This window comes from Pseudomonas sp. JZ114 (assembly GCF_051027705.1).
GTDB lineage: Bacteria > Pseudomonadota > Gammaproteobacteria > Pseudomonadales > Pseudomonadaceae > Chryseomonas > Chryseomonas luteola.
Map to the genome: position 1 here is coordinate 499,767 of NZ_CP069257.1, position 26,569 is coordinate 526,335.

Genomic DNA, 26,569 nt, shown 5'->3' on the forward strand with positions numbered 1-26,569 from the left:
TTAAAGCTTAGAACTAGGAGATCATGTAATGTCACTTAATCCTATCCTGTTAATGGGCGGTTCTGGCGCAATTGGTCATCAAACTGCCCGGGCGCTGCGCGCAGCCTATCCTGATGTACCACTGCTGATAGGCGGCCGCGACGCTGCCAAGGCCCAGCGGGCCGCAGAACAGATTGGCGGAGCGCAAGGTGTGGTCATTGACTCTGGCGCTGAAGACCTGGGTCTTGGAGACCGCACCGTCAGCGGCGTCGTAGTCTTCTATATGGACCATGCTATTGCCGGGCTACGCTACGCCCAAAAGCACGGTGTGCCTCATCTCAGTATTTCATCTGGCATTTTCGAGATCGCGCCGGAAATCGCAACCTACATGCACATGCCTAATGCTGTACCCATTGTCCTCGGTTACGAATGGATGGTGGGCGCTACCACGGTATCCACACTGAGCATTGCCAGGGCGTTTAGCCGCGTGCACGACATACGCATCAATGCGCTGGTCGATGAACAGGATACCGGAGGCCCGACTGTTGCTAGCGACTTTGAGCGCCTGAACAGGATGCTGCCAGCCGCGCTGACCCGGCGTAGCGGTGTATACGTTTGGCGGGAAGGAGAGGATGCCAAGGTCAGCTTTCGTGCAGTTGATGGTACTGAAATCGAAGCGTCCGGGTTTTCATCCATTGACGTCGTTGGCCTAGGGGCCGCAACAGGCGCAGCCAATATCCAGTTCAATATGGGCATCGGGGTTAGCTCAACCCGACGTCAGGGTAAACCTATGTCGACCGAGATCATCATTGAGCTTGAAGGTGAGGACCTAAATGGCGAACCACTGCGCACACGTCATGCCGTCATCCATCCAGAAGGCGCGGCACCGCTAACAGGCCTTAGCGTAGCAATGGTCCTTGAAAGGCTGCTTGGGCTGGACGGTCAACCGCCCACCTCACCGGGCCTTTACTTCCCTTACCAGTTACTGAGTACCACCGCGTACTTGAATCGCTTAAGGGAGGAGGGGGGTGAGCTACGTAAACTTCAGGTGTAATGAGGCTACCAAGTCAACGCCCAAAGGTTGTCCCGACGGCTTCGATACGGGCTTGTTTCTAATACGTAGATGCCTTGAGTGAAACGATTCGTGATGTTTTATAAAGAGTGGCTTCATGAGCACTTGCATCGGGGCAAGCAGATGATTTCATCGTTTATGGCCGAGTCGCCATTTTCTGTTTAGACATTTAACTCGGCCATACACTGGCAATTTTAACTTGGAGGTACCCTCGATAGAAAAAGCTCATTCGTGTCAGTTCGGTGATTGCCATGCACCATTACTGCATCAGTAGACTTGCCGAGGCTTGCTGGAAGCTCTCGCTTAACGTGATTAACAGCAATAGGCTAATAGCTTTGAACTTTAGCCCTGCTGCGGCAAACTTTTAGACTCAACGGAACAGGTTCGAGATGCTGAATGATGAAGCTTTGAAAACATGTTTCAACGGGCTGCCAGTCTTTTGCCCCAGTATCCCATCATCAAGGTTCCGATAATGGGTTCGTTGATATTGCCGCGGATCGATTTGACCCTGGTGTCAGGTTAGACGAGGCCGTAGCGCAAGACATGATCGCTGTGCACATTAGCCCTGATGTTCATTTTATAGTGTTGGCACCCGCCGCCATTTAGCATTTAAAGCATCACTCTCTTAATGCATCACGTAGTTCTTTTTGGGCCTCCGCCAGTTTATGTTGGCGTATCTTGATTTTTTCGGCCGAACCGCTATCTATCGCTTCTTGAAGGTCCGCTTTACGCTCGGCAACCTCGTTACGAGCATCATTGATGGCATGCTGCCGCTTGGCGCGCAGATCTGAGTTGGTACAGTTCTCCTGTACTGATTTGAGTGCGGCTTCCAATCCACGAATACGACCGGAGTTACGGTGTTCTCTGGCATTCTCAAGTTGACGTTGGATCTCGACTTCTTTTTGAGAGCAGTCTTGTGCCTGCGCCAGACCAGAAGTCAGTAGTAAAGATAAAAGAACCATTGCATATCTCATCCGTGTCCTCCTTCCGGTGAATCTTCGCAGTAAGATTAGCAAAGGAAAATGGCATCACGGGCACATTACTGTTTTACATAGTTTGTGGTCATCATGACATCCAAAGAGTTGGGTAAAAGCGTGCCGTAGCGGTACAGCTAAATGGCTTTTGAACTTGCCAGCAAAGGATGGAGTATCGTTTTTGATGATAGAAGACTCGGTATAACCGTCTAGGCGGTCGATGCCTTTGCAGTCTGCTACTAGCGGATAAGAGGCGCAGCCTGGTCAGTCAGAGGTGATCGTTTCTACGGCAATATCCGCAAGTGCGCATAGCCTGTCCGTTTTCCTCATGTCCTGATGATAGCCCATCCATATGTCATGGCTAGGCGGTGCCTCGCCGACATCAAGCAGGCTAGTGTGAGAACCTTAAGCGAGCGACTCAACACGCAGCGCCTGCCCACAATAATCAAGATGCTAAATTACCCGGCCTGGATTAGTTTTCCGTGCGGGGCTTTGTGTCATGTAGGTGTATGCCGGTCGGCAGCAGAGCCGTGAGTAGGGAAACCGCTTGACCTTGAGGGAAAAGAGAAGGTACTGCTGGTAAACACGGTTCAGGTGGGTGGATCCTATGTCAACTGGCAGGGTTCGTAGCGCCTGTTCCCTTGTCCGATGCTGCTTCGTTGGGTGTCATCAGTTCGACGATCCATTCGATAAACACACGTAGCTTGGCGCTAACATGCCGATTTGGGGGGAACGCCACGTACATTGGCATCGGATCGAGGCGCCAGTTCTCAAACACCGGAACCAGCTCGCCTCGAGTCAGATAGTCTCTAGCCATATAATCGGGTAGCCAGAGAAGGCCTAGCCCTGCCAGCCCAGCTGCCAGGTAGGCGTTACCATCATCAACGGCAAGCGCATAACGACCCATGACATTGACGCTCTCGTTACCGGAGTGCATGGCATAGGGAAAGACCTTGCCGGTGCGTGCCCAGTGAAAGCCTACGATACGATGGTCAGTGCCCTCCAATTCCCTAGGGTGTAGCGGCATCCCTGCGCGTCTCAGATAGCTCGGCGCTGCGTATACCCTAAGTCGTAAATCGCCTATATGACGAGCGACCAACGACTGATCAGTAATCTCGCCACCACGCACAACGCAATCCACATTGTCGCTAATAAGGTCAACCATACGATCGCTGACACCCATATCAAGTTGGATATCGGGGTACTTTTCGTAAAACGCTGGAAGTGAAGGAATCAAAACCAGACGGGCAAAAGGGCTGGGAACATCCACCCGTAGCCTGCCCCTGGGAGCCAAGGAGGCGCTGGATAAGCTCGTTTCGGCATCATCCATATCTGCCAGCAGTTTTACCACACGCTCATAATAAGCGGCCCCATCGGCCGTCACATTGATACGGCGTGTGGTCCGGTTGAGCAACTTGACGCGTAACCGGGCTTCCAGCTGCTGCACCAGTTGGGTAACACTTGTCTTGCTCATATGAAGTGTTTCGGCTGCTTTAGTAAAGCTGCCTGCCTCCACGACGCGAGCAAACGCCTGCATTGCATCAAAACGATCCATCGCTGTTCCTGCTGTCTCGGAGATTATTTGGATTTTACAAATAGTGATGACTGCGCTTGCTAGTTTATTCAACAGGTAAGCGTTCCCTAAAGTCTCTCTACATCGGCATAACGGGTCGATCCGGCCACAGGAGAGTAACCATGAGCACACGCAACGTCGTTTTTCCAGCTGGGCGTCAGGCATTATATGAGCGTAATCGGTATTCACCCGCGATTCGCTCCAACGGTTTCTTGTTTGTTTCAGGACAGGTTGGTAGTCGTGAGGATGGCTCACCCGAGCCGGACCTAGACGCCCAGGTACGGCTTGCTTTTGAAAATCTGAACGCGATTCTGGCTGCAGCAGGCTGCTCGTTCAAAGATGTCATTGACGTAACGGTTTTCATCGTTGATCCCGAAACACACTTCGATATGATCTGGAAAGTACTGCCCGAATACTGGGGAGAAGCACCTTATCCGACGTTAACCGGCATTGGCATTACATGGCTCTACGGCTTTCAATTTGAGATAAAGGTCATCGCCAAACTTCCAGAGGCTATTGCTAGCTGAACTGTGTAGCGAAAAATTACTGCAAGCTCGGCAATTGAACTGACTTTCTACTGCAGCCCAGCCTACATATTGCCGAGCTTGTCAAAAAGCTGTTTTATCATTAAACAAATGGGGAAGGCTGTGCTTTAACGGCCTGCAACATAGCGTTAGGCTTAATTTAAGATCAGTTGAGTGATAGCCCTGATTTACGTTGCTTGAGAATCGGCCAACCATAAGGCTCGCTTTATGGTTATTGTAAGCAAAACACGCTTTACTATCTTGTCGTTACAGGCTCACACCCTGTTATGCAGAGAGAGTGCCTCGGCTAATGTCTTTTGGCCCCGACCTGTTTGCTCACACGCTATCTACTGCGTTATAGCAAAGTCAGGGGCTCTTTATGTCTACTATCAAACCTTGTTTCATGGTTGCTCTGCTCTCATTCAGCATTTCTTGTCTTGCAGACAGCAACACGGCTGATTTAATACAGGACGGTAACACTGCGATGATAGACAGCCTGAAACAACGCGTTATTAGTCAAGCGGCTATCAGACCAAAATTGCCTTTGGAAAATCGCGTTATTCAAATAATTTTTGGGTAGGCAGCAAGAAACCATAACTCCATTGAGGTACAGGGAGGTAACGAAGCATATGGAGCGATCAACCAAAAGGGCGATAGAAGTATGTCCTGCTCAGCTTGTCAGGCTCGGCAGGCGTTGACCAGACGGGTAATTATAACTACGCCTCATTTAGACCTCAAAATAGGAAGGCTCAACCAATGAGCTATTTATATCGCAAATAGCCTATAGCGGCGGGGGAGTTGATAGGTACTACCGCTGGTAACGGTAATGTGATCAGAATCGACCAGCGTGGTGAGTATCAAGTGAGTCTTAAATACTTTCAACAGGATGACGGGATTCAGCTTGCTATTCAGCAAGGCAGTTGGCTGAGTGGTCGCGTTGATGTAACACAAAATGGCAACAAAAACTTGTTGTCGGCTAATCAGAGTGGCGCAGTAGGATGGTGGCGTGGCAATACTCAAGGTAATAATAACCAGACTGAGATAACCCAATATGGTGAAAGCGATTTGTTTGGCTACAATCAAACTGGAGATGCGAATACACCTCGGGTAAACCAGTCCGGTACATATAGCTCGGCAGAAAGTACTACCTTTGGAAATAACAATATCGTAGATATCAGCCAGGGCGGTGGCGGCTCGATTGACATTGATCAGTGCAGAGACCTGACTATCGCTCGGATCGAAAAAGTCTCCCCTATGACTATTCGCATAGCGCAACGTTGACTCAGACGGGACTTGGGAATGAGGCCGTTGTTCAACAACTGGAAAGTTACGAATACAGTAGCATCGCCGTGCTAAGTCATACAGTAATGGCAACAAGGCCAGCTATTTGGATTAACTGATGTCAGGCAGCGCGACCACCTGGTCGGCTCTGTGACTCAACGGCTGGGTGAAGAAGAGGGTGGTCTTGTCAAGTAATCACTGTACGCGTTGCGTTTTCTGAGCATCACTACCAAGCAATTCAGTGACAGCGTTGAATGCAGATTTAACCGTAGCCCATAACATGAATTTCCGTGGAGCCACGTGTTGGTGAGCATTCCGTCATACCTATCCTTTCCAGATACAGAATATCTTTACTTATTCTTAGTAAGAATGTCATGGATGACCGGTATACCTTGATTCATACACCATTGATTAAGGTTATTTGATGCCTCGAATTATCGTTGCAACCACACCCCAAGTAGGTCATGTACTTCCCGTTTTGTCATTGTTGCCGCGTCTGAAAGAGCAGGGGTACGACATCACTTTTATTACAGGGTCCGCGTCAAAAGAACGTGTTGAGCGCGAAGGTATCCGACATGTCACTTTACAAGGTACAGCGGATTATGATGCGCGTGACGTTAACCAAACCTTTCCTGACCGTAAAAAGCTGGGGCCGGGGCCAGAGCTGCTCGACTTTGACTTTCGTGTCCTGTTTATCGAGCCGTTAGCCGACCAGACCAAGACAGTTCAAGCTGTACTAGAGGAAAGTGATGAGCCCGCTGTGCTCATAACCAATCATATGTTTGCAGGAGGATGGCCATTTAAGCTGCTATCGTCTGGCACACGACCTGCCGGCTTGATCTCACTCGGGATAACGCCCCTAATGCTCAGTGCAGGCCATTTGGCACCCTTTGGAAAAGGTCTTCCTCCAGCCTCCACCGAAGAGGAAAGAAAGCAGTATTTACAGTTAAATAATAATTTTGGCAGGGCGATGCAGGGCTCAAAAGCAGCCCTTGATGCCGCCCTGGGCACATTCGGTACAAGGCCTATGCCTTATTCCTTTATGGATGCCACCACGCTACTTCCAGACGTGTTTCTGCAGATGACTGTTCCAGGATTGGAATATGCCGGAGCCTGTCTTCCTCCCTCTGTAAAATTGATAGGTACTGCGCCAAGCCAAGTACAAGCCTATTCTTTGCCAGCTTGGTGGGGTGAAGTCGATGCAGCGAAAGCAGAGTGTCGGCCTGTTATTTTTGTCACTCAAGGCACCGTAGCTCGTAACCTGGAGGACCTGGTATATCCAACGCTTGATGCTCTTGCAGCTAGTAACGCGCTGGTAATTGCTACAGCCGGTAAACCAGGGGAGCACACCAAGCCATTTGTTACCCAAAATGCTTACATGGCTGACTATTTGCCTTATGAGCAGATGCTTCCGTACGTCGATGTCATGGTTACCAACGGCGGGTACGGTGGCGTACAACAGGCATTGCGGCATGGCGTTCCGCTTGTGATTGCAGGCACCTCGGAAGACAAGGCAGAAGTTGCAGCACGGGTAGCGTGGGCAGGTGCAGGTATCAACTTAAAAACAGATCGTCCCAACACGCAGGATTTATCAGCGGCCGTCGCAACGGTTTTGAGAGAAGCGCGATTCAAAAGGGCCGCGATGATATTGAGTCAACAGTATAGGGAACTCGATCCGGCCTTAGCACTTAAACAGGCGGTTGATTCTTTTTTCCAGTCTGAGTTATCACTTTCAAGCCCATGACTGAGCGAGATCTTTAAACCTAAAAGCTTATCGAAAGAGATAAGGTGGTCAGAGCACTAACAGGGAACGTTCCAACCTTATGTCTGCAGTTGTACGAGGCTCAACCAGCTAATCTGTAACGCAGACATTATCAAAAAACCGTTTCGCTGATGTTTACTGTACAGAGATATCAGGTAGAGACCATGGCGAAGTTGATCAGTCGTGAACCTTGGTGGGCAAAACCACCTGAACAAGAACAAAATGAATTGAGTCTTGAGTGGGGATATCTTGAAAACTATGACAATCTTGAATTCAGGTTTGTCTCGATTAGACCCTCTGACGAAGAGATTCGCCTGCGTAAAGGCTGTCGAGTTATTAGCGAGGCACCACCAGGCTCATCCTAAAAACGTCAGTCATTCATCTTTATGAAGCAGAAATTGATCGCAGGAGTAAGACGTGGATAGTTTGTACTGCAGGTCATGAATTTCCGATTAGTGCGTTAATCGGAAATGAAACACTGGGGAAATGTGTCGATCATGCTCCTATGAGACTTATCCTTACATTCGCATAATATATCTTATGTTAAATAGAGTATTAGAATTACCAGTAGTACCGGACCTGCGTATAGAGCCCATGTCCGGGAACCTCTCACGTCTCCTCTGCTAATCACGTATGACTACTCTCAGTCGCCACCATCCGGTTTCGCCCATTACGTTTGGCTTCATATAAAGCACTGTCTGCACACTCAATCAATGTTTGTCCAGTCAGGACGCCGTCCTCGCCGGGCATATATGTATGAATACCACCGCTGACAGTGACCACGCCGAATGGACTGTTGTGATGCTCAAGCCTTAACTTACGTAGCTGGTCCTGAATACGTTTAGCAACTATCCAGGCGCCTTGCCTGTCGCAGGCTGGCAAGATGGCCGCCATTTCCTCACCACCATACCGTGCCGCAAAATCGCCCGATCTTGGTAGACTATGCTTTAGCGCCTGTGCGACCTGTTTCAGGCAATAGTCGCCTGCAGGATGTCCGTAATGGTCGTTGTAGCCCTTGAAAAAGTCGATATCCAGCATGATTAGGCTTAGCGGTTGCCCCGAACGTTCTGCCCGCTTGAGCTCCTGCTGCAATGCCATATCGAAATAGCGACGATTGGCCAAGCCGGTCAGCCCATCAGACAAGGCCTGCCGCTCCAGTGCACGATGTGCCTCGATCAGTTCAGCCTTTACCGTATTGGCGTGCCCGATCTGACGCATTAACACCAAGCCGAACAGCGACATCACGATAATGAGGCTGGCGACAATGATGGCTGAGCGTTGCGTATCACCGGTCCAGTCCGACAAGAGCTCTTTCTTGCTCATTGCCACCATTACCAACAAGGAATATCTATCTATCAGCTGGTAGCCATACAGGCGCTCAACCCCATCAATTACCGCTTTGATAGTCACGATGCCGGAAGGCGCCTGAGCCAATGCTGTGGTAATGACGTAGCTCTGGGCAAGGTGTTTGCCCACCAGATATTCGTCTTTGAAGGGGCGTCGACTCAGAATCGTGCCGTCCGGCATCGCCAGCACAATGGCACCTGAAGGCCCTAACTCGATGTGCCTATAGAAATCAAGGAAATACTCCATCCTGACTGTAGCCAGCACTACACCCGCAAAACGCCCTTGTTTGTCGGTAACACGCCGGGATATCGGAATAATCCAGTTACCTGTAGAGCGGGAGTGAATGGCACGGCTAATGAAGGGGTCTTCAGTTGTGTTCTGATTGTGAAATCTAAAGTAGCCTCGGTCTGAGTTCTGGCCTTTCCATAGCGTTTCACCTAAAGAGGTTGCCCTCCAATTGCCCTGCTCGTCAAAAACGAACAGGCCCTCGACCTGCTCTAGGGAGCCCGCATATTTCTCAAGCAGCGTATGCAGCGCGTCTGGTTTAAACGATATCTCATTACCCTGCTCCAGCAAGTGCTGAAGGCTCATGAGCGCTACATCCACTTCCTGGAACGAGTCCTCAGCATGTTGGGCCAACGCGCGAGTCAGGTTGAGCGTTGTGCTCTCGGACTGCTGCAGTTGAACGTCTCGCGCATGCCAGCTTTGCCAGAAATCAAACCCTACCAAGGACACAAACACCAGGCCCAGAAAGGCCATCGTTAGCGTTTCCAGAGGTAGGCGTTTGAGTTTCTTCGAAACCATTGAATCAGGATGAGACATAAACCTACCTTAGGGCATGGACTGCAACGAGGGCTTACAAACGCCCTTCCATAAAGGGCGCATTTATTACATTCCGTTGCGTTACCTAGCCGAAACGTAGGGCAGAACGATGTCTGTTAATCAGCATCATCCTGCCGGTCGATCAGACTTTGAACCGGCGAACCATCCCGCTTAGGTCTCCAGCCAGGCGAGAAAGCTCCTGGCTGGCTGTATGGGTCTGTTCTGCACCCGCGGACGTCTGGATAGACAGATCACGAATACGAACCAGATTACGATCCACCTCTCGGGCCACCTGTGCCTGCTCTTCAGCAGCGCTGGCAATGACCAGGTTACGCTCATCGATACCGTTAACCGCATCGTTGATTGTGCCTAGTGCATGACTTGCCGCCTCAGCCTGCTCCTGGGTTTGCCTGGCCTGATCCGCACTGGTCAGCAAGGCGTCTACGGTATGAGTAGTCCCCTGCTGAATGCTACCAATCATGGCCTCGATTTCGCGGGTAGAATCACTGGTCCGGTGTGCCAGTGAGCGTACCTCATCTGCTACAACAGCAAACCCGCGACCCGCGTCCCCTGCTCTGGCCGCCTCGATTGCAGCGTTCAGCGCCAGCAGGTTGGTCTGCTCCGCTACGGACCGGATGACATCCAGCACCTGGCTGATGTTGCGTGTCTGTTCGGCCAGCTGACGTGCCTGCTCAGAAGCGCTCAGAACGTTGTCCGTCAGGACACCAATAGCACTGAGGGTATCGTTAAGCTGACGCTGCCCTTGGCGCGCGGTTTCGGCTGCTGCCTTGGAGGCGACTGACGTCGACGTCGCGTTACCCGCTACTTCTTCAACGGCCTGGCTCATCTCGGTGACTGCAGTAGCTGCCATCTCAATTTCGCTGTTCTGCTGTTGCAGTCCCTGCGTACTTTCGCTCATGACTGCGCTCATTTCTTCAGTCGCAGCAGCCAGCTGCTCAGCCGACCGGTTGATCTGCTCAAGCGTATCGCGCAGATTGCCCTGCATTTTTCCCATAGCCTTGAGCAGCTGAGCGGCCTCATCTGTACCGGTTGTTTCCAGCCGGTGGGTTAGGTCACCCGACGCGATGGCCTCCGCGGCCTGCACAGCTTCGCGAATAGGCTTGGACAGACTCAAGGTCAGACGCCAGGCGAGCAGGATTGTAAGGCCCAGGGCGCAGCCGATAACTGTCAGGGTAATGGATACGGAGTTGCTATACACTGCCTGTGCATCTTCGCCAAAGGCTTTGGCTGCCTGCTGGTTCAGGGTACGCAATTTCTCGGTCTGTTCGTTCATGCTCAAGCCAAGGCTGGCCATGCCACCCATGACCTGTTTACGGGCATCATCGATCCGGCCGTTGACCATTAACGCTACGAGCTGATCGGTATTAGTCATATAGTCGCGGTAGATAGCCTGCAACTGCTGTAGCGCCTTGCCCTCCTCCGGCGTGCTGATTAAAGGCTCATAGCGTTTGAAGCCAGCTTCAACAAGCTGTCCCAAGTCTTTGATTTTCTGCTGAGTCTTTCGAAGCGTTTCAGCATCTGGCAAGGCAATCAGGCGCAACGCCTCTATACGAATACGGGCCATTTGCAGGGCCAGATTGTCACTTTCAACAATACTGGGCAGTGAGTTCAGTTCCACTTTCCGAGATTGATCCTGGATATGAGACATCTGTGCCAGGCTGAACACCCCCAGCCCGGTCAGGATGACCGCGATAACGCCAAAGCAAAACAGGCTTCGGTATGCAATTTTCACGGAGCGAAGGCTCATAGACATAACCTTGATAAGGGGGCCGGAGAGGACATGCAAAGTGATACGTATTGAAGCGGCATCAGTGCGGAATTCTTGAGTCAAAAGTTGCCGGATGGTCTGTTGATCCGCCCGGTTGTGCCTCACATCGCCTGAACCGGATTATTTGCTACAGCGGCGAGAGCGGAAGCCGATATAAAACAACCTGATAGCAGATTATCGAATCGCCTCCCTGACCATGCCTATTTCTCCGCCCCCGCCAGCCATGAAAAAGGACGAGCCGTTTCGTTCACAAAGCCACACTGAGCTGACCCGTCGCTCTGTGTTGATGTTTACCGTCCTGATGTTGAGCCTGTTCGCCCTGGCAGGCGCCGTCACGAGCTATATTGCCTGGTCGTTAGATAATAAGGCCATTACCAGTGGTGAGCAGGCCTTGCGCAATGCTATCGATACCCGTAAGAAGTCCACGGTGGCGACACTCATGGACTATGCCCGCTGGGAGGAGAATTTCATGCACCTCTATCCTGCGGTCGATACGAAATGGGCGCGTGAAGAAGATAAGCTGGCCGGCTCGCTGCTGTCGCAGTATGGGCTGGACGCCGTCCTGGTTGTCGACGGCTCGCAAAATACCCGTTATGCCTTTTTAAAGGATACGGTCGACCCCAAGGATGCACTCCAGTGGATCGAAGGCGACTTGCCGGCAATGCTGGACCGACTCCGGAGCGAGCCTCCGCTTACGTATGTTCAGGGTTCTTATCAGGTAGATGGCGTACCGGCGATTGTTTCGGCAGCTTTGGTTCAACCTATTCAGGTGGCGTATCTACCCAGGCGAGACCAGCTTCCCATCCTGCTCTTTGTTGAACGGCTGGATCAGCAGAGGCTGGCGTCGATAGGTGCGGCCTCTGGCATTGTCAATCTGAAAGCCGGGCCGGCAGAAAAGGATAGCGCCAGCCTTATCATAAGTGAGGACTATGGCGTTCCTTTTCTGCTCAGCTGGCAGGCAGAGCGTCCTGGCGGTGTACTGCTAAGCGTAATGCTGCCTCTGCTGGTACTTACGGCATTTGCCCTGTATCTGGTTTTAATCAAACTCAAGCGCCGATCACTGCGCGCGGCTGCATTGATCGACAGCAGCCATGAAGCCCTGGAGCATAGCGAGGCTCGTTTTCGGGATGTTGCCGAGGCTTCTTCAAACTGGATCTGGGAGACGAATGCCCGACGTGAGCTGACCTATCTTTCTGACCGTTTCGCAGTTAGCACCGGCTTTAGTGTTCACGAGTGGCTGGGAAAGCCGCTGCAGGAGCTTATTGATTTCAGCGAAACGGACTTCCAGGCAAGCGCCCAACAAGATCAGGAACCAGCAGGTGCCCCAAAAGCCTTGGAATGCTTTTACATGGACCGCGAAGGACATAAACGTGTGGGGCACCTTTATCTTCGGTCTGTTTGGACGGAGGGCGTCTTATCCGGATATCGCGGGACTCTCAGCGACATTACAGACGAAATGGAAGCTCAGGCCCATTACGAGCATCTGTCCAAGTATGATCCGCTGACGCAGCTTCCCAATCGGACGTACATGTATCGGTATCTCAAGGAGCAATTGGGAAACGGACCTACGCCAGAGAGTCCTTTGACCATCTTTTATCTGGACCTGGATGACTTCAAGCACGTTAACGATACTCAAGGGCACGGCTTTGGTGACAAGGTCCTGATCGAAGTGGCCAACCGGCTCAAACGGTGTATGGATAGCAGCGTATTCATTGCCCGTCAGGGTGGCGATGAGTTTGTCCTTGTGCTTACCGGGCAAATGCAGCCAAACACTCCTGTATTGGCAGAATGTCTGCTGGCCTGCCTTTCTGCTCCAATCATGATTGACGAACTTGAGGTTCGTATCAGCGCCAGCATTGGTATCGTGCAGGCGCCTGCCCATGGGGTTATCAAGAGCGAGCTGCTTCGGTTTGCGGACATTGCACTTTATGAGGCCAAGGGGGCAGGCCGTAATACGTGGCGGCTGTACGACAGCGCGATGAACGAGCGGCTGCTTCAACGTCAGCAGATCGAGGAAGACCTACGGGCCGCCCTGCAGCGCGATGAGTTACGACTCGTCTTCCAGCCGCGCTTTAGTATCCAGAACGGGAATATCATTGGCGCAGAGGCATTGGTACGCTGGAGCCACCCTACCCGCGGTTTGCTGAGTCCTGCTATATTCATACCGGTGGCCGAGCAGAGCGGGCTTGTAGTGCCTTTGAGCGACTGGGTTTTGCGCAAGGCATGTCGCGAGGCGCTCGAATGGAAAGATCCTATCTTCGTCTCGGTCAATCTTTCCTGTATCGAATTTCAGCGTAATGACCTAGTAGAGCGTATCCGGCAGGTATTGGAAGAAACGCAACTTGAGCCTGCGCGGCTTGAGTTGGAAATTACCGAAAGCGTGATGTTGGATAATGCTGAAAGCGCACTGGCCCTGATGCATGAACTCAAGGCGCTGGGTGTGAAGCTTTCCATGGATGACTTTGGAACAGGCTACTCCTCGCTTAGCTACTTGAGCCAGTATCCATTCGATGGCATCAAGATTGATCGCAGCTTCGTCATGAGCTTAAGCGAGGGTGACGACAGCAATCAGGCCATCATCAAGGCCATTGTTGCACTGGGCAAGGCGCTCTCGATGTCCGTGACCGCAGAAGGTGTCGAAACAGCCGAGCAGCTTAATGCACTAGGTATCCTGAGCTGCGATCAAGCGCAGGGTTTTCTGCTAGGCAGACCGGTCCCGGTAGAACGCCTGGTTGAGCAGTTGAATGAGCAACTTGCCCCGGAGGACAAGTCTCAGAGCTGATGCGATTCCAATCGCGCCTCCAGACGGGCGATCTGCCTGATCAGGTCCTTGCCGGTGGCGCGCTCCTGATCGAGTTGACGGGCCAGGTCATCCAGATGCCGGGCCTGTGTGGTATGCAAGGCCTGGAGTCGCTCATTATCCCGAATCAGCTGGATGTTCTGCTCCCGCAAGGAGGCATTCTCGGCCAGAACCGCTTGATGCTGGTTGCGTAAGTCACTGACGGCGGAATCCGACTGCACCTGATCCTGCAGCCGCTGGCGCTGCATCACCTCCTGATAACCTTCCAACGCATCCCGTGCCGTCTTGAGTTCAGCGCTTAGCGTTTCGATACGCTGGGCACGGGCAGCCGACTCACGTTGGCTATGAGTCAGGTCTACCGCCTGCCTGGCCAGCTCGTTATTGGCTGCGTTGTATCGGTTTGCGTAATCTGCTGCGAGTGCTTCGGCCTTCGCTAGTCTGGTCTCCAGGTCCCTGATACGCTCTTGCTGGGCGTTCGCACGCTCATCGGCAAGTTTGAGCTTTTCATTTATCGACTTCGCCTGAACCGCGAGCGTCTGCTCGGCCTCGTCTATTTCCAGCTGGGCCCTCTCCAGCAACTTGCGTTCGAGTTGTTCGATCAGTGCCAGCATGTCCGCCCTGATCCGCCCGCTCGGTCCTGAAAGGCTTTGCTCGTCAGCTTCGATTTCTTTTTTATAGCGTTGAATAGTTGTAAACGAGCCTCCTGTCAGCGCCCGGATTTCAGGTACAGAGGCAGACCGGCCCTCTTCCTTTAGCTGCCGAATGGCAGTGGCCACCTTCTCCTTGTCTATACCGTTACGGCTCATGGCTACTCGCTTTACGTAAAGGATAAAAATCGTAAGGCTAATCGTAGCGCAACTCTGTGCTCATCCCAAGTAGGGGATGGCGTAGCCAGAAAAAGGCAGGACTATATTTAACACTTTGATTTACAGCGCTTTTCGCCAGACGGTGCTCTCCTGCGCATTACGATGTCAGCTATGATGGAGTGAAATCAACTCAGGAGCGCCCATGGCTACCAACATTGAACGGTTCGATAATCTGGTCGGTCGGCTTTTTGGTGAGTTGTACGAGGCCTTCCCTATTCCGCGTAATCTCTTTTGTACCGATATGCAAAAGCACATCGAGGCGGCGGGCCTGAATGAAATAGATGACTTTAATCCCTGTGCGGATGAGGCTCGATTCTTTACCGCCTCGGTCAGATGGCTTGGCAATGCAGGCTTGATCGAACATGGCGATGTAGTGGCTGGAACCGCTCATGATTGTGTCCTCACTGCCAAGGGGCTCGAGATTTTGAAGGCAACGCCTGCATGCCTTGAAGGTGCTCTGGGTGATCGCCTTGTTCAGGCAGCGAAACACGACGCTGACGAGGAGCTTCGCCAACTGACCGGGCAGGCCTTGAGCTATGGGATATCCCTCGCGCTTCATAAATTCTGACCCATTACAAACCTTTGCACGCTTGCAGATAAACCGCTTTCGCTGTGGTCCAAGTAGTAGCGCGTTTGATAACTGAGAAGCCTTTTAAAGGCAGTGTTCATCCGACGAAAGGTCAGGCAGCTCGGGGCTTTCAGCTTGGTTTTAGCCCGCTTGCCCCCATATAGGATGGACTGCCTGGAAAGCCTCTTTAAACCCTTCTCATCAGTTCTCGACGTTCACCCCTGTCCCGTCGGTAAGGGGTATGTTGCCTTGGAGATACCTGTATGAAAATGTCAGAAAACATCGACGCCCTTGCCAAGGCCCTGGCCGCCGCACAGGCTGAGATTGAAAACGCCACGAAGGGAAGCATCAATCCGCACTTCAGAAGCAAGTATGCGGATCTAGCCGAAGTATTGAATACAACCCGACCGATTCTGAGCAAGTTCGGCCTTTCGATCGTCCAAATGCCGGGCTTTGAAGATGGCAAGGTCAGTGTCGAAACGGTACTGATGCACGAGTCGGGTCAGTGGATCAGCAATACCCTGCTGGGCCCCTGCATGAAAATGGACCCTCAAGGGGTTGGTAGCGCGATTACGTACTATCGCCGTTATTCCCTGGCAGCCTTTGCAGGTATTGCCCAAGAGGATGACGATGCCAATGATGCTTCTCAGACCAATGCCAACCGCCAGCCTGCTGTTTACATTAACAAGAGTCAGCTCAAGCGTATCGAAAATGCGGTAAGCGAGTGCAGCCCGGCTGTTCAGAAGAAGTTTGAAACGGATTACCCGGACGCCAGCAAGATGACCGTTGACGTCTATGACAGCATTGTCAGCAGTCTCGAGTCAGCCGCCAAGAAGTACCAGGAACGCAAGAGTCAGGACAACGCGGCATGATTTCCCTCACCTATCCATTGGCAAGCCTGCAGGGACGCTTGGCTTAGCTCTAACACTAAAAAATAGCAGACTGATTTTTACTAGCCCGCATCAAATGCCCTTTTGGCTATCCAATGAGCCAGCACCGCTTAGACGGTATATGCAGCTTCTACGGTAGCCTGTCCGTTTTCCTTGGTTATAGTGATGCTGTTACGAATCCAATCGCGTAGATCCGTATGGCTGATAACCAGGACCGTTCCCTTGTCATGGGACTTTTCCTCCAGCAAAAACATTAATCGCTCAAGACCGGCCTCATCAAGGGCCTGATCAATCTCGTCTGCCATAAACAACCTGATGGGTTTACTGGCTCGCGATGCGACCAGATCTTGCAGTGCCATGGCGGTTGCTAACCTGACTTTACGCTTTTCTCCTCCTGAGAGACTTTTAAAGGTCTCACCCCCGGTTGCGCTGACCACATCGATAGAGAACTTCTCGCGTAACTCTCCCTTGGCCGTCAATGCAATGGTAGACCACACTGCGGTCACGTTTCCGTCCGTCAATGTAGACAAATAGTGAGCCGTCCGAGCATTCAGGTAGGGGGTTACGTTATCCAGAATATGCGCACGAACGCCTGACGGGCTGAATACCCGGGCGGCTTCTTCCGCCAGTGCAAGCCGTTGCTGCGCTGCGCTCAATGTAGCCGTCAAGGCTTCTTGTCTCACCCTTGCCTGTACCAACTGCTCACGTGCACGCTGTATGGCTGAATCGTGCGGATTCTTTGCTGATTCGAGCTGCGCGATGCGCTCCTTCAGCACCTGTAGCTGCCTGGCCTGTTCCTGCCAGGCGTGCTGTTCAGCCTGGGTTTTTCGTCTTTGCTGCTCAAGCGCTTCCAGGGTTGCACTTTGCTCGGAAACATCAGTCATTTGCTGGCGATAATTGCGTAGGCTGTTTTCCAACTGGTCAAGCGCCTCTTTCGCTGTCTTCGCTTGATCTTGTAGCGCAAGTACCTTTTCCTGCTGCGTTTTCACGGATTGCCGGGTCATGTCTCGTGAGGCATCAAGATCCTGTGGTTCGATGACATGACCGCATTGAGAACACGTAGTACCTACTTGATCGTCAATGTGCTCCAACGTGTGAGCGAGCCGCTGGGTCTTGGCTTGTTCACGCTCCAGGGTCTGTTGGACTGCGACATAAGCAAGCTCCGCTTCTCGAAGCGTCTTGGCATGGATACGCTCCTGCCGGCGTTCCTCATCGGACGCGGTGATCCTGCTACGAACGGCCGCGGCCTGCTCGTCCAGGCTTTTCAAGTGTGCCTGAAGATACTTTCCCAGGCTTGCATCAAATGCATCCCGAACGGCATGGTAGTGCTGGGTAGCGGTCTGGACGGCGGCGCTCTGCTGATGTATCCACGCCTCGCGATCCTGCTCGGCCGCCCCGACATTGGCGGTAAAGGTGGTGATGGCTGTTTCCAAGGCCTTGGCCTGAGTGGTGAGCTCTCCTACCTCGACCTTGCATTGATTAAGTCGGGCCCGAGCGATCTCATAAGCCTGTTGCAACTGATGGATACCTGCGGCCTCCTCTACCAGGAGCTTGAGGTTTCGGTCTGTCATCCCGGGCAGGTCGGGCATGGCCTCCTGACCCAGATAGATCGCGTTAACGAACACTTCGCGCGAACAGCCCATGACCTTATCGACCAGCACCTGGGTCAGCTTATCCGAGCCCTTGGTAAGGTCCTGCCATTCGCCTTCCATGAAATGCTCAAGGCGCAACTGATTCTTGTATTGGCGATGCTTGCGATAACGCCTGATGCGGTAACGTGCGCCCGTCTCGTCAAGCAGCTCAAGTCTGACTTCTGTACCCTTTCCTGCGGTACGGTTGATCACCGCATCACCAGACTCCTGACGAGCGGTTTCGCCATACAGGACCCAGCACAGTGCGTCGGCAATTGACGACTTGCCAGCGCCGTTACTCTTTTGGCTCGTATCATCCAGGTTCTCGCCCTGGATCAGTACCAGACCCTTGTCGTTCAGGGGAAGCGACTCGACATGTCCAATCGCCATGAAGTGAGTAATCGAAAGGCTCTGTATCCTCATGGATCGATCGCCTCGGCTTCGCTGAGTATGTCGTTGCACAGTGCTACCAGTGCGTCACCATGCGTGCTGTTTTCCTCCACCCACCCGCGGATCGATTCGCGTAGTGTCGGTGCGCTGGAGACCGGCGAGCGACGCTGCATAACAGCAGAGCGTGGCAAGGGGATGGCTTGTACCAGGCTTCCCAACGCACCCCATGTCTTAAGCTGATCACGAAGGTGAGAAATCTCCTCCTCGGTCGCCTCGCCCAGCCGGGCCCGCACATAATGACCTCGGCACTGCGCCCTAGCTTCTTGCTCATCCCAGCGAATATCCAGATCCATGAAGCGGGGCGCAGAAGAGGTACGAAATACCACGTCGGTATCGCTGACCAAGAGATAGCCTGCCCGGGTCCCTATATCGTTCCAAGTCTGGTGGGTGGTGGCGCCTACGCTATAGACCTCACCCTCGAAGCGCTTATGGTTATGGTAGTGCCCACTAAAAACGCGCTTGAACCCGTATCGGGCCAACTCCGCTGCGTTAAAGCCATGGTCTGGCAAGCCGGTTAGAACACCATTGACTGGCGCATGAATCATCAGAGTCCATGCGTTGGGAGCTTCCCCTTTTGCATTCAAATCTGTCAGGCAAGCGTCAATATGCCGGCGGACATCATCGAGTCGGTCATACCAAGGCACCATGACAACATGGTCATCCTCGAACAACATTGGCGTTGAAATCACTTCAATACCGGAAATGGTACGCAAGCTCTCGCAAGCATTGCCCAGCGCGCTGCTGTCACGGGATTCAAGGTCATGATTGCCTGCTAAGACGCGAATGTTCAGGCCCAGGTCTGTCGTAAGCCGTGCGAACAGGTCGATAGTTGGATTAAGAACCGTGGGCGAAACGGAGCCACGTACATGGAACAGATCGCCTGTAATGTAGAGCGTACGTCCTCCTGCCGCACGAAGGTCATGCGCCGCCACCTGAATCTGATCCAGAATATGACCGAGACGGCTATTGAGCCCATTCTTGTCGACACGGGAAAACGCTGACCAATTATGCAAATGTGCATCCGAGCAGATGCCATAGACGAGGCTCATAGGCTGTCAGATCCTGCTGTAGGCGATAATACGTTTGACGTCGAGAAGAGACAGAGGTTGAACACCTCTACTGTATTACAGCGCCAACGGCGCAACGGCACGCAGCGGTAGTGGAATCAAGATGGGGGCAACGGCAAAAAAATAAACGGTAGCAGGTGATCTGATGAGCCTTTAGCGAGACACCTGCCCTACGGGCGTTCCTACCAGGTCGTCTATTTGCAACTGCGCCTTCTGCTTGTTGTGTTTGAGCAGCTCATGCTCGATATCGTCCAGCAGCGTCTGGAACAGCGCACCATTTTTCAAATACCGGGCGGAAAAACGCCAAGTATAAGGCTCTCCTCCATCAAGAGGCGCTGCGGTAATCGTCAGGCTACCCTCTTGGTCGATGATGCCTTTAAGAGCAAATGAGTCAGCAAAAATGTAGGTAAGGCGAGACAGACACTTCATGATGCAAGCAGAACCAGGCAGTAGTGTTTGTTAGAGGCAGCGTTTTGCTATTTATTCGCCACTACAGCGTGCCGTCTGTCTAAAGGGATAAACGGTTAGCAAAAAAATCCATATTTTTTAAAAAGTGGCTCAAGTTATTGATTTGGCAGCCGATGAAATATGCAGGCAGACAGGATACCCTGCCTAGCTGAGCATGCTGCCCCAGGGACGGGGCCCTTTCTTTCGGCCCAGTCCCTTCATTCCCATGAACATCTTCGGGTTTCGATGTTCAATGTCATCGTGGTGCTATCGCTGCCGTTGCAGTCGATACTGCCTTTTTGGAAAGTCTATCAAGCTAACGCAATGATCTTGGCTACACTTGCCACAAGCCGGAATCGCCCGCTGCGCTGAGGGGCGTTATGGTTGTATCACCTTGTCCCACTGCTACAAGGAAGGCTGTTATGGAATTTAAATGGCTACTCCGTGAGCTACAACGAGATCCCAACGACCAGGACTGGGTCAAAGGCTGGGGAGTTTATCGGAACACTCCATGGCATTTGGCTTGCGTTTACAACAGCGAGGCGGTAGCTGTCTCCGAGGCGGTAAGGCTTGGCCAGGGCTACGCCGTTTCCTGGGGAGCACATAAACTCGGCACCAATCAATTCATTATTACTGAAAAATCCTGACCTCCCTGCCTGGGTGCGATATGGCTCTGCCCAGTCGCACCGATTCATCTGACAGACAAGCGCTTCATACACCTGCCTATAAATTCCAGATCGTTTCGCAGTGTCATATTTCTACTACCTGCTGCCCGTACAAATATGTAACGAGTTGTTCCGGCTAACCCCCTCAGCACGTACAGGGAGCGAACGAGTCATGCCTTCTCTCACCCGCAGAAATCTATTGCAGGCAGCGGCCGTCGGGTCGGCCATCGCCATGCTACCCGCCTCGATCCAACGGGCATTGGCCATTCCCGCCCACAACCGTACCGGTACTATTCAGGACGTCGAGCATGTAGTCATCCTGATGCAGGAGAACCGATCATTCGATCATTATTTTGGCACGCTGCCGGGCGTACGCGGCTTTGCTGACCGGCTGACGATTCCATTGCCGGGCGGACGCGCTGTCTGGCAGCAGCAAGGTCAAGAGCGCGTTATCCTGCCTTATCACCTCGACAGCCGAAAAGGTAACGCCCAGCGTGTGCATGACACGCCACATTCATGGGCAGACACCCAGGCGGCCTGGGACAGCGGTCGTTTGAGTGCATGGCCAACCTATAAGACGCTGACTTCGATGGGATACTACGAGCGTAACGAGGTGCCCTTTCAGTTTGCCCTGGCTAACACCTTCACGCTGTGTGACGCCTACCATTGCTCGCTGTTAGGTGGAACAGCACCAAATCGCCTGTTTCTTTGGACCGGTACCAACGGCCCCACTGGCTCTAACGTCGCAGCGGTTGTCAACGAGTGGGATGCTCCGGGGCCGCCCGATGAGGGATATGACTGGACGACCTATGCAGAGAGACTTGAGGATGCGGGCGTCTCGTGGAAGGTCTATCAGTACCTACCGGACAACTTCGGTGATAATGCCTATGCAGGCTTTCGCCAATACCGTGCCGCAAGCGTCAAGGTTGGCAACCCCGCCCAGCCCTCTGCAGACTTTAACGACTTCGTCGTCTATCGCGAAGCGTTGGAGGCCGTCGCCCCGTTGTACAAAGGCAACGGCAATACGATGCCAGCAGCGAACAGCAACGACCTTGAAACCATGTTCGAAAGTTTCAGACGCGACATCCGACAAGGCAAGCTGCCTCAGGTGAGCTGGCTGATCGCACCAGCGGAGTATTCGGAGCACCCCGGTCCCTCCAGTCCTGTTCAGGGAGGCTGGTATACCCAGGAAGTCCTTAATGCACTGACTGAAAATCCAGAGATCTGGAGCAAGACGGTACTTCTCGTCAACTATGACGAAAACGATGGCTTCTTCGACCATGTGCCGCCACCTGCCGCTCCTTCCCTACGCGCAGATGGAACACTGGCAGGTAAATCAACCATTGCTTTCGATGCCGAAGTGTTCCAGCACAAAGCACCTCCTGGCTCGAAGGAACAGCCGGCCCCTGATGGACGTGTGTACGGACCAGGGCCCCGTGTCCCGATGTTTATCATTTCGCCGTGGAGCCGAGGCGGCTGGGTGAATTCGCAGGTCTTCGACCATACTTCGGTACTGCAATTCTTGGAAAAGCGCTTCAACGTAAAAGAGCCCAATATCAGTCCTTGGCGGCGAGCGGTATGCGGAGATCTGACGTCTGCCTTTAACTTTGTCGATCCGAATCAGGAGTTTTTGCCGCCCTTGCAGACTACCTCTCGCCGTGCAGCGGATGAGCTGCGGGAAAAACAGGAGCAGCTACCACAGGTCCCTGTTCCGCCTGCTGACCAACAACAAGTCCCTGTGCAGCGACGTCTGGCTCGCCCTTCCCGAGCATTGCCGTATCGGATCGAGGTCGAGGCGGAAGCCAGTCCGGAGACGCGCCAGCTAACCCTGACCATGCGCAACACAGGCGAACAAGGTCTCGTGCTGCATGTATACGATCGGCTGCATCTGGAGGATATCCCTCGCCGTTATACCATCGAGGCAGGGAAGCTGTTGAGTGATGTCTGGGTCCCCACTACTACAGATGATGGCACCTACGACCTGTGGTTGTTGGGGCCTAACGGCTTTCATCGAGCACTGCGTGGCAACCTCAAGGCTCCGCAGCCAGAAGTAAGGCTGCAGCGTGACGGTAAAAGCCACAATCTGGTCATGACAATCACCAATACAAGCCTGCAGGCTATGACCGTTCAGATTGATCGGTGTCCCTATACGTTTGAAAAGCCCCACGAGTTTCAGCTTGGTGCGGGTGCCACACATAAACAGCGTATATCGACGCGCGTGAGTGGTGGATGGTACGACATTACGGTTCGGGCTGATCAGGGCAGCTGGGAAAGGCGTCTGGCTGGCAGACTTGAAACTGGCCGCCATTCGATTAGCGATCCCTTGATGGGCAATACCTGACCGTCGGAGGTGTCTCACAGGCATCCCTGAGCTGGATGCCTGCCTTCCAAAACCGGTTACGCCTTAAGCTCGGGAGGAACCGTCCCGTCGTGCTCGGCCAGCTTTTGCATAACGGCCTTGTGTAGCCAGTTGTTCATCTGCTCCGAATCTTCAAGCTTATCGGCAGGGCACCCAAGCTCGGCGGCCATCTCCTTGCGTGATTCATAACTGCTGTCCAGATTAAGTACCTTGAGCAGGTCGACGATGGAGGAGCGCCAGTTCAGGTGATCATTATGATTAGCAGCCATTGCATCGAGACGCGCCGAAATATCCATCGAATTTTGCACGCCGGTAGCTGCCGGAGCCTGTAGTTGCTCGGCACGAGCGCTGTGGGCAGCGTTGGTTTCTTCAGAATCGGTAACGATACGTGTAGACGTTTTGCTGGCATCAATGACGCCGACATCAGCCTTTCGCTGCTCTTCGTTACTAACGCCGTCCAAGCCAAGCTTGTCAAGAATCGAGCTAAACAGTCCCATGATTGACCCTCGTGATTAAACCTAGAGTACTTATGGACCCTAAGAGAGGGCCTGTGATTCAACGCTTTATGCAGCTGTAAGCGAGGCGATCACAAAAAACCATTTTTTCAAAATAATCTGTATAAAAATCAATAGCTTGAAAACATAACCTAATGTTGATCACTAATTTTAACGAGAAATCACTTTAACTCTCTGACCTTTTAACGCATTTTCTAAGATGTAGACGGCTTGGCCTCACGATAAATTGAAGGAAGATATCTATCACCTATCAACATAAATTTTTTTCTTATAAATCAAGGGCATATAATGCTATCCTAAGATTTCACTTTTAATGTAATGGTTCAGCTGAGGGTATGGCTGCTGTTCAGCAACGCACCATTACCGTACTTTGACATCGTTGAGTAACAGAGCGGCCTGAGAAGCCTTCCGCCATTATTGCCGCGCTCAATCGCCTACTGCTCCGTATCCACTCGGGTGCAGAAGCGCAGCGCGCCTTTCTCGATAATATGGCGCACCCGTTGCGCACCCCGCTTGTCGGCTTGCATATCCAACGCCAATGGTTATGCGAACGATATGCAGGCGCTCCTGATAGCAGTCGCATCTTGAGTTTTATCAATCAGACAAGCGAGCGGATGATTCACCAGGCTAATCAACTACTGACCTTGGCCCGAGCCTCAACACAAGGCAATGCCTTTCTGCTGCGTCAATCTTGTCGACAATACCATCCGCCATATCCCGCCTGAAGGTTGCACCACAATGCGAATCAATCTGTCGGACCAGGCGGTCATCCTAGAAGTAGAAAACAGTGGGCCAGGTATTCCATCGGATGAACGTGAGCGTATCTTCGAGCGATTCTATCGGCTTGAGTGGGGTATGGTACGGGCGTTGGAATTGCCATCATGCGAGACATCGCCCATGCCCCATATTCAGCTGAGGATGGAAAAGGGCTTATGGTTCATCTGATATTTTCCTTCGCTACATATTTCGGATTTCCGTCTACGCTCATAAGGCCGGATAACACCGGCCCTGTAATAGCAAAGCGCGTACAGGTCATTACTAGATCGTAGGGATATCCGTCATGTTCAGGTTGAAACCACTCGCACTGCTTATCGGACTACTCGGCACCACCCATAGTTACGCCGCGTCAAATACGGCCGACTTGACTCAGAGCGGTGCGCAGAATACGGCCGCGCTGACACAAACCGGGCAAGGCAACCACAGCGTTCAGGTCCAGCTGGGCACCGACACCCGTCAAACGGTGCTGCAAACGGGCGAACTCAATGCGGCATCGATCTACCAGGGGGAAAGAACTCGCGGGACTATTGATATCGATCAGAGTGGTGAAAGCCACCTGGTGGAGATTTATCAGGACACCCGAGGATGGTCTACCGTGGCGGTTACGCAGCGAGGCAGCGTGAACGAGGTGCGTATCGATCAGGGCAGCAATAACGCCGGGCGTGTCACGAGCTACCAGGAGGGTACTCACAACCTGCACGACTTCCGGTTGGAAAACATGAGTGGGACGCCCAGCCTCAGTGCCCGCACCCTGGGCAATGGCAATACCATGAGGGTTGTGCAGGGCGAGGATGCTCAATACTTCATGGATGCAGACCTTGTGCAAAACGGTGACAACAACCTGATCGACCTGCAACAGCAATGGCGTCGTCAGGAGGCCGAGGTCAATCAGCAGGGTAATGGCAATATCGTTCAGGTGCAGCAGAGCGGCTTGGGGCCTATCGAGGGCGAGCTGAGCGGGTCTTTGATGCAGGCCTCCCAGAATGGGAACGACAACGTTATGAACGTCCGTCAGGGAAGTGACGGCAATACTCTCATCTCCAGCCAGAACGGTGACCGTAATACTCTGGATGTGCAGCAATGGGGGTGGTCTGGCTACCTGACCACCAAGATGACCAACCGCCTGGAAGCTACGGTAAACGGCAACGATAACCGCATGACCGTGGTGCAAATGGGGGGTGCGGGTGCCCATGAGATTACGGCCGAGCAGACCGGTAACAACAATGAGATGAACTTAAGTCAACGAAACACGACTGACAGCTCCCTGGATATGGCGCAGCGCGGGGATGGGCTGGTCATGACAGTGACTCAAATGAATACACAAAATGACCATTTCGCGCTGGTGCAGGAAGGCACCAACCACACCCTAAGCCTTGAGCGCTCAGGCATAGGTAATGAAGCGATCGTTTCTCAACTGGGTACAGCCAATATGGCCTCGATGATTCAGCAATGATCGCCTGAGCCAGGCGGGGTATTCTCCCCGCCTTTTGTTTTACAGACCGGATACAGTAGTACCGTCTTTCAACGGATCACGTGGCCTGTTCAACATGAGTTCCTGGTACGAGCGTCGTGTTTTGCCTTATCTGCTCGATATTGCCTGCGGGATTAAACCCGTACGCCTGCAGCGGCAGTCTCTTATCCCTTTGGCGTATGGTCAGGTGCTGGAAATTGGCATCGGGACCGGGCTCAACCTTGAGCACTATGACAGGTCTCGGGTAGAGCGTATCGTTGGGCTGGACCCCTCCCTGGATATGCACCGGCTGGCTCGGTCTCGTGCTCAACGCGCAGGCCTTGACGTCGAGCTGGTTGATCTGTCGGCCGAGCGGATTCCCTTTGAGAATCGCTCCTTCGACACGGTTGTGGTGACCTATTCGCTGTGCACGATTCCAGATCCGGCCGCTGCACTTAAAGAGATGCATCGCGTACTCAAGCCGGAAGGACAGCTCCTGTTCTGCGAGCATGGACAAGCCCCCGATGAAGCGGTGCGTGTATGGCAAGATCGGATGACGCCGCTCTGGTCCCAAGTAGTGGGCGGCTGCCACCTGAACCGGGAAATAGGCAAACTTATCCATGACGCCAAATTCGAAATGATTGAATTCAAAACGTTTTATTTAACGGGCTTACGCCCATTAACGTACCATTATTGGGGCGTTGCCCGTGCCTTAGCCTGATTACAAATCTTATAATATGTCTTACAACGAGAAAACCTGCTGATCGCTACGGCGTTTGAAGAACAGGCCCAAGTAGCCCGGGCCGTTGACTACAATCTGGTCAGCATCCGTGACTTGTCGATACAGACGTCCGCAGGCGCCAACCAGACCGCTACGGCCAGCGCGGAACTGTCTCGCCTAGCCATAGATATGAATCGACTTGTCATGCGGTTTGCGACATAAAGCCAGCTAGAGAAAGCC

At 52.8% G+C, this 26,569-nt stretch carries 23 protein-coding genes and 1 pseudogene; 15 read left to right on the forward strand and 9 right to left on the reverse strand.

Translation table 11 applies throughout. The features are described 5' to 3' along the window. Positions 1–28: 28 nt before the first annotated feature. On the forward strand, positions 29–1,033 hold the full coding sequence (locus JQR90_RS21785; protein ID WP_434140800.1) for an NAD(P)-dependent oxidoreductase: 1,005 nt from the start codon (positions 29–31) through the stop codon (positions 1,031–1,033). A gap of 635 nt (positions 1,034–1,668) precedes the next feature. Here JQR90_RS21785 and JQR90_RS21790 read toward each other — a convergent pair. Further along, positions 1,669–2,025: a DUF1090 domain-containing protein gene (locus tag JQR90_RS21790; protein ID WP_073450512.1), complete on the reverse strand. Its 357-nt coding sequence runs from the start codon at positions 2,023–2,025 to the stop codon at positions 1,669–1,671. 610 nt (positions 2,026–2,635) lie between these two features. After that, positions 2,636–3,580 (reverse strand): LysR family transcriptional regulator, encoded by a 945-nt coding sequence (locus JQR90_RS21795; RefSeq protein WP_010799121.1) that lies wholly within the window; start codon positions 3,578–3,580, stop codon positions 2,636–2,638. 140 nt (positions 3,581–3,720) lie between these two features. Between JQR90_RS21795 and JQR90_RS21800 the strand changes: the two genes are divergently transcribed. From JQR90_RS21800 to JQR90_RS21815, 4 genes are all read left to right on the forward strand, one after another. Continuing rightward, positions 3,721–4,125 carry a RidA family protein gene (locus JQR90_RS21800; protein ID WP_010799122.1) on the forward strand — a complete coding sequence of 135 codons (405 nt, stop codon included), beginning with the start codon at positions 3,721–3,723 and terminating at the stop codon, positions 4,123–4,125. An 825-nt stretch (positions 4,126–4,950) separates the two neighbouring features. After that, a complete protein-coding gene (locus tag JQR90_RS21805; protein WP_037031123.1) occupies positions 4,951–5,403 on the forward strand; it encodes a hypothetical protein in 453 nt (150 codons plus the stop codon). Positions 5,404–5,827: 424 nt separating this feature from the next. Continuing rightward, complete coding sequence (locus tag JQR90_RS21810) at positions 5,828–7,147, forward strand: nucleotide disphospho-sugar-binding domain-containing protein (RefSeq protein WP_010799125.1); 1,320 nt, start codon at positions 5,828–5,830, stop codon at positions 7,145–7,147. Between the two features lie 182 nt (positions 7,148–7,329). After that, positions 7,330–7,530, forward strand: coding sequence for a hypothetical protein (locus JQR90_RS21815; RefSeq protein WP_073450513.1), 201 nt, complete (start codon positions 7,330–7,332; stop codon positions 7,528–7,530). A 262-nt stretch (positions 7,531–7,792) separates the two neighbouring features. Here the strand turns inward: JQR90_RS21815 and JQR90_RS21820 are convergent, their stop codons facing one another. After that, positions 7,793–9,334, reverse strand: a complete 1,542-nt coding sequence (locus tag JQR90_RS21820; protein WP_112298082.1) for a sensor domain-containing diguanylate cyclase — start codon at positions 9,332–9,334, stop codon at positions 7,793–7,795. Between the two features lie 142 nt (positions 9,335–9,476). After that, positions 9,477–11,102: a methyl-accepting chemotaxis protein gene (locus JQR90_RS21825; RefSeq protein ID WP_010798478.1), complete on the reverse strand. Its 1,626-nt coding sequence runs from the start codon at positions 11,100–11,102 to the stop codon at positions 9,477–9,479. 217 nt (positions 11,103–11,319) lie between these two features. Between JQR90_RS21825 and JQR90_RS21830 the strand changes: the two genes are divergently transcribed. Further along, on the forward strand, positions 11,320–13,905 hold the full coding sequence (locus JQR90_RS21830; RefSeq protein ID WP_434140801.1) for a bifunctional diguanylate cyclase/phosphodiesterase: 2,586 nt from the start codon (positions 11,320–11,322) through the stop codon (positions 13,903–13,905). Here JQR90_RS21830 and JQR90_RS21835 read toward each other — a convergent pair. Beyond that, positions 13,896–14,729, reverse strand: coding sequence for a DNA-binding protein (locus JQR90_RS21835; RefSeq protein WP_010798480.1), 834 nt, complete (start codon positions 14,727–14,729; stop codon positions 13,896–13,898). The genes JQR90_RS21830 and JQR90_RS21835 overlap by 10 nt on opposite strands. A gap of 202 nt (positions 14,730–14,931) precedes the next feature. Here JQR90_RS21835 and JQR90_RS21840 point away from each other — a divergent pair, with 202 nt between their 5' ends. Then, positions 14,932–15,357, forward strand: a complete 426-nt coding sequence (locus tag JQR90_RS21840; protein WP_010798481.1) for a hypothetical protein — start codon at positions 14,932–14,934, stop codon at positions 15,355–15,357. A 263-nt stretch (positions 15,358–15,620) separates the two neighbouring features. Further along, entirely contained in the window at positions 15,621–16,229 is a 609-nt protein-coding gene (locus JQR90_RS21845; RefSeq protein WP_010798482.1) for an ERF family protein, read from the forward strand. Positions 16,230–16,357: 128 nt separating this feature from the next. Here the strand turns inward: JQR90_RS21845 and JQR90_RS21850 are convergent, their stop codons facing one another. The 3 genes from JQR90_RS21850 to JQR90_RS21860 form a co-directional block, all read right to left on the reverse strand. Then, positions 16,358–18,301: an AAA family ATPase gene (locus JQR90_RS21850; RefSeq protein WP_010798483.1), complete on the reverse strand. Its 1,944-nt coding sequence runs from the start codon at positions 18,299–18,301 to the stop codon at positions 16,358–16,360. Next, positions 18,298–19,377, reverse strand: a complete 1,080-nt coding sequence (locus tag JQR90_RS21855) for a metallophosphoesterase (RefSeq protein ID WP_010798484.1) — start codon at positions 19,375–19,377, stop codon at positions 18,298–18,300. Before JQR90_RS21855 ends, JQR90_RS21850 begins: the two co-directional genes overlap by 4 nt. A 171-nt stretch (positions 19,378–19,548) precedes the next feature. Then, positions 19,549–19,824 (reverse strand): hypothetical protein, encoded by a 276-nt coding sequence (locus JQR90_RS21860; RefSeq protein WP_010798485.1) that lies wholly within the window; start codon positions 19,822–19,824, stop codon positions 19,549–19,551. Positions 19,825–20,264: 440 nt separating this feature from the next. On the opposite strand from JQR90_RS21860, the gene JQR90_RS21865 reads away from it, so the two are divergent. Then, positions 20,265–20,489 carry a hypothetical protein gene (locus tag JQR90_RS21865; protein ID WP_010798486.1) on the forward strand — a complete coding sequence of 75 codons (225 nt, stop codon included), beginning with the start codon at positions 20,265–20,267 and terminating at the stop codon, positions 20,487–20,489. A 190-nt stretch (positions 20,490–20,679) separates the two neighbouring features. Further along, on the forward strand, positions 20,680–22,848 hold the full coding sequence (locus JQR90_RS21870; protein WP_434140802.1) for a phosphocholine-specific phospholipase C: 2,169 nt from the start codon (positions 20,680–20,682) through the stop codon (positions 22,846–22,848). Positions 22,849–22,904: 56 nt separating this feature from the next. Here JQR90_RS21870 and JQR90_RS21875 read toward each other — a convergent pair whose 3' ends face one another. After that, positions 22,905–23,363 carry a DUF3597 domain-containing protein gene (locus JQR90_RS21875; RefSeq protein ID WP_010798488.1) on the reverse strand — a complete coding sequence of 153 codons (459 nt, stop codon included), beginning with the start codon at positions 23,361–23,363 and terminating at the stop codon, positions 22,905–22,907. A 464-nt stretch (positions 23,364–23,827) separates the two neighbouring features. On the opposite strand from JQR90_RS21875, the gene JQR90_RS21880 reads away from it, so the two are divergent. From JQR90_RS21880 to JQR90_RS21900, 5 genes and pseudogenes are all read left to right on the forward strand, one after another. Then, complete coding sequence (locus JQR90_RS21880) at positions 23,828–24,106, forward strand: histidine kinase dimerization/phospho-acceptor domain-containing protein (RefSeq protein WP_256205763.1); 279 nt, start codon at positions 23,828–23,830, stop codon at positions 24,104–24,106. Continuing rightward, entirely contained in the window at positions 24,051–24,326 is a 276-nt protein-coding gene (locus JQR90_RS21885; RefSeq protein ID WP_434140803.1) for an ATP-binding protein, read from the forward strand. Before JQR90_RS21880 ends, JQR90_RS21885 begins: the two co-directional genes overlap by 56 nt. Positions 24,327–24,441: 115 nt before the next feature. Further along, positions 24,442–25,611 carry a hypothetical protein gene (locus JQR90_RS21890; protein ID WP_010798490.1) on the forward strand — a complete coding sequence of 390 codons (1,170 nt, stop codon included), beginning with the start codon at positions 24,442–24,444 and terminating at the stop codon, positions 25,609–25,611. Positions 25,612–25,705: 94 nt separating this feature from the next. Further along, positions 25,706–26,329, forward strand: a complete 624-nt coding sequence (locus JQR90_RS21895) for a class I SAM-dependent methyltransferase (RefSeq protein WP_010798491.1) — start codon at positions 25,706–25,708, stop codon at positions 26,327–26,329. A 33-nt stretch (positions 26,330–26,362) separates the two neighbouring features. Beyond that, positions 26,363–26,551, forward strand: a pseudogene (locus JQR90_RS21900) (methyl-accepting chemotaxis protein); the annotation flags it as partial. Between the last annotated feature and the right edge of the window lie 18 nt (positions 26,552–26,569).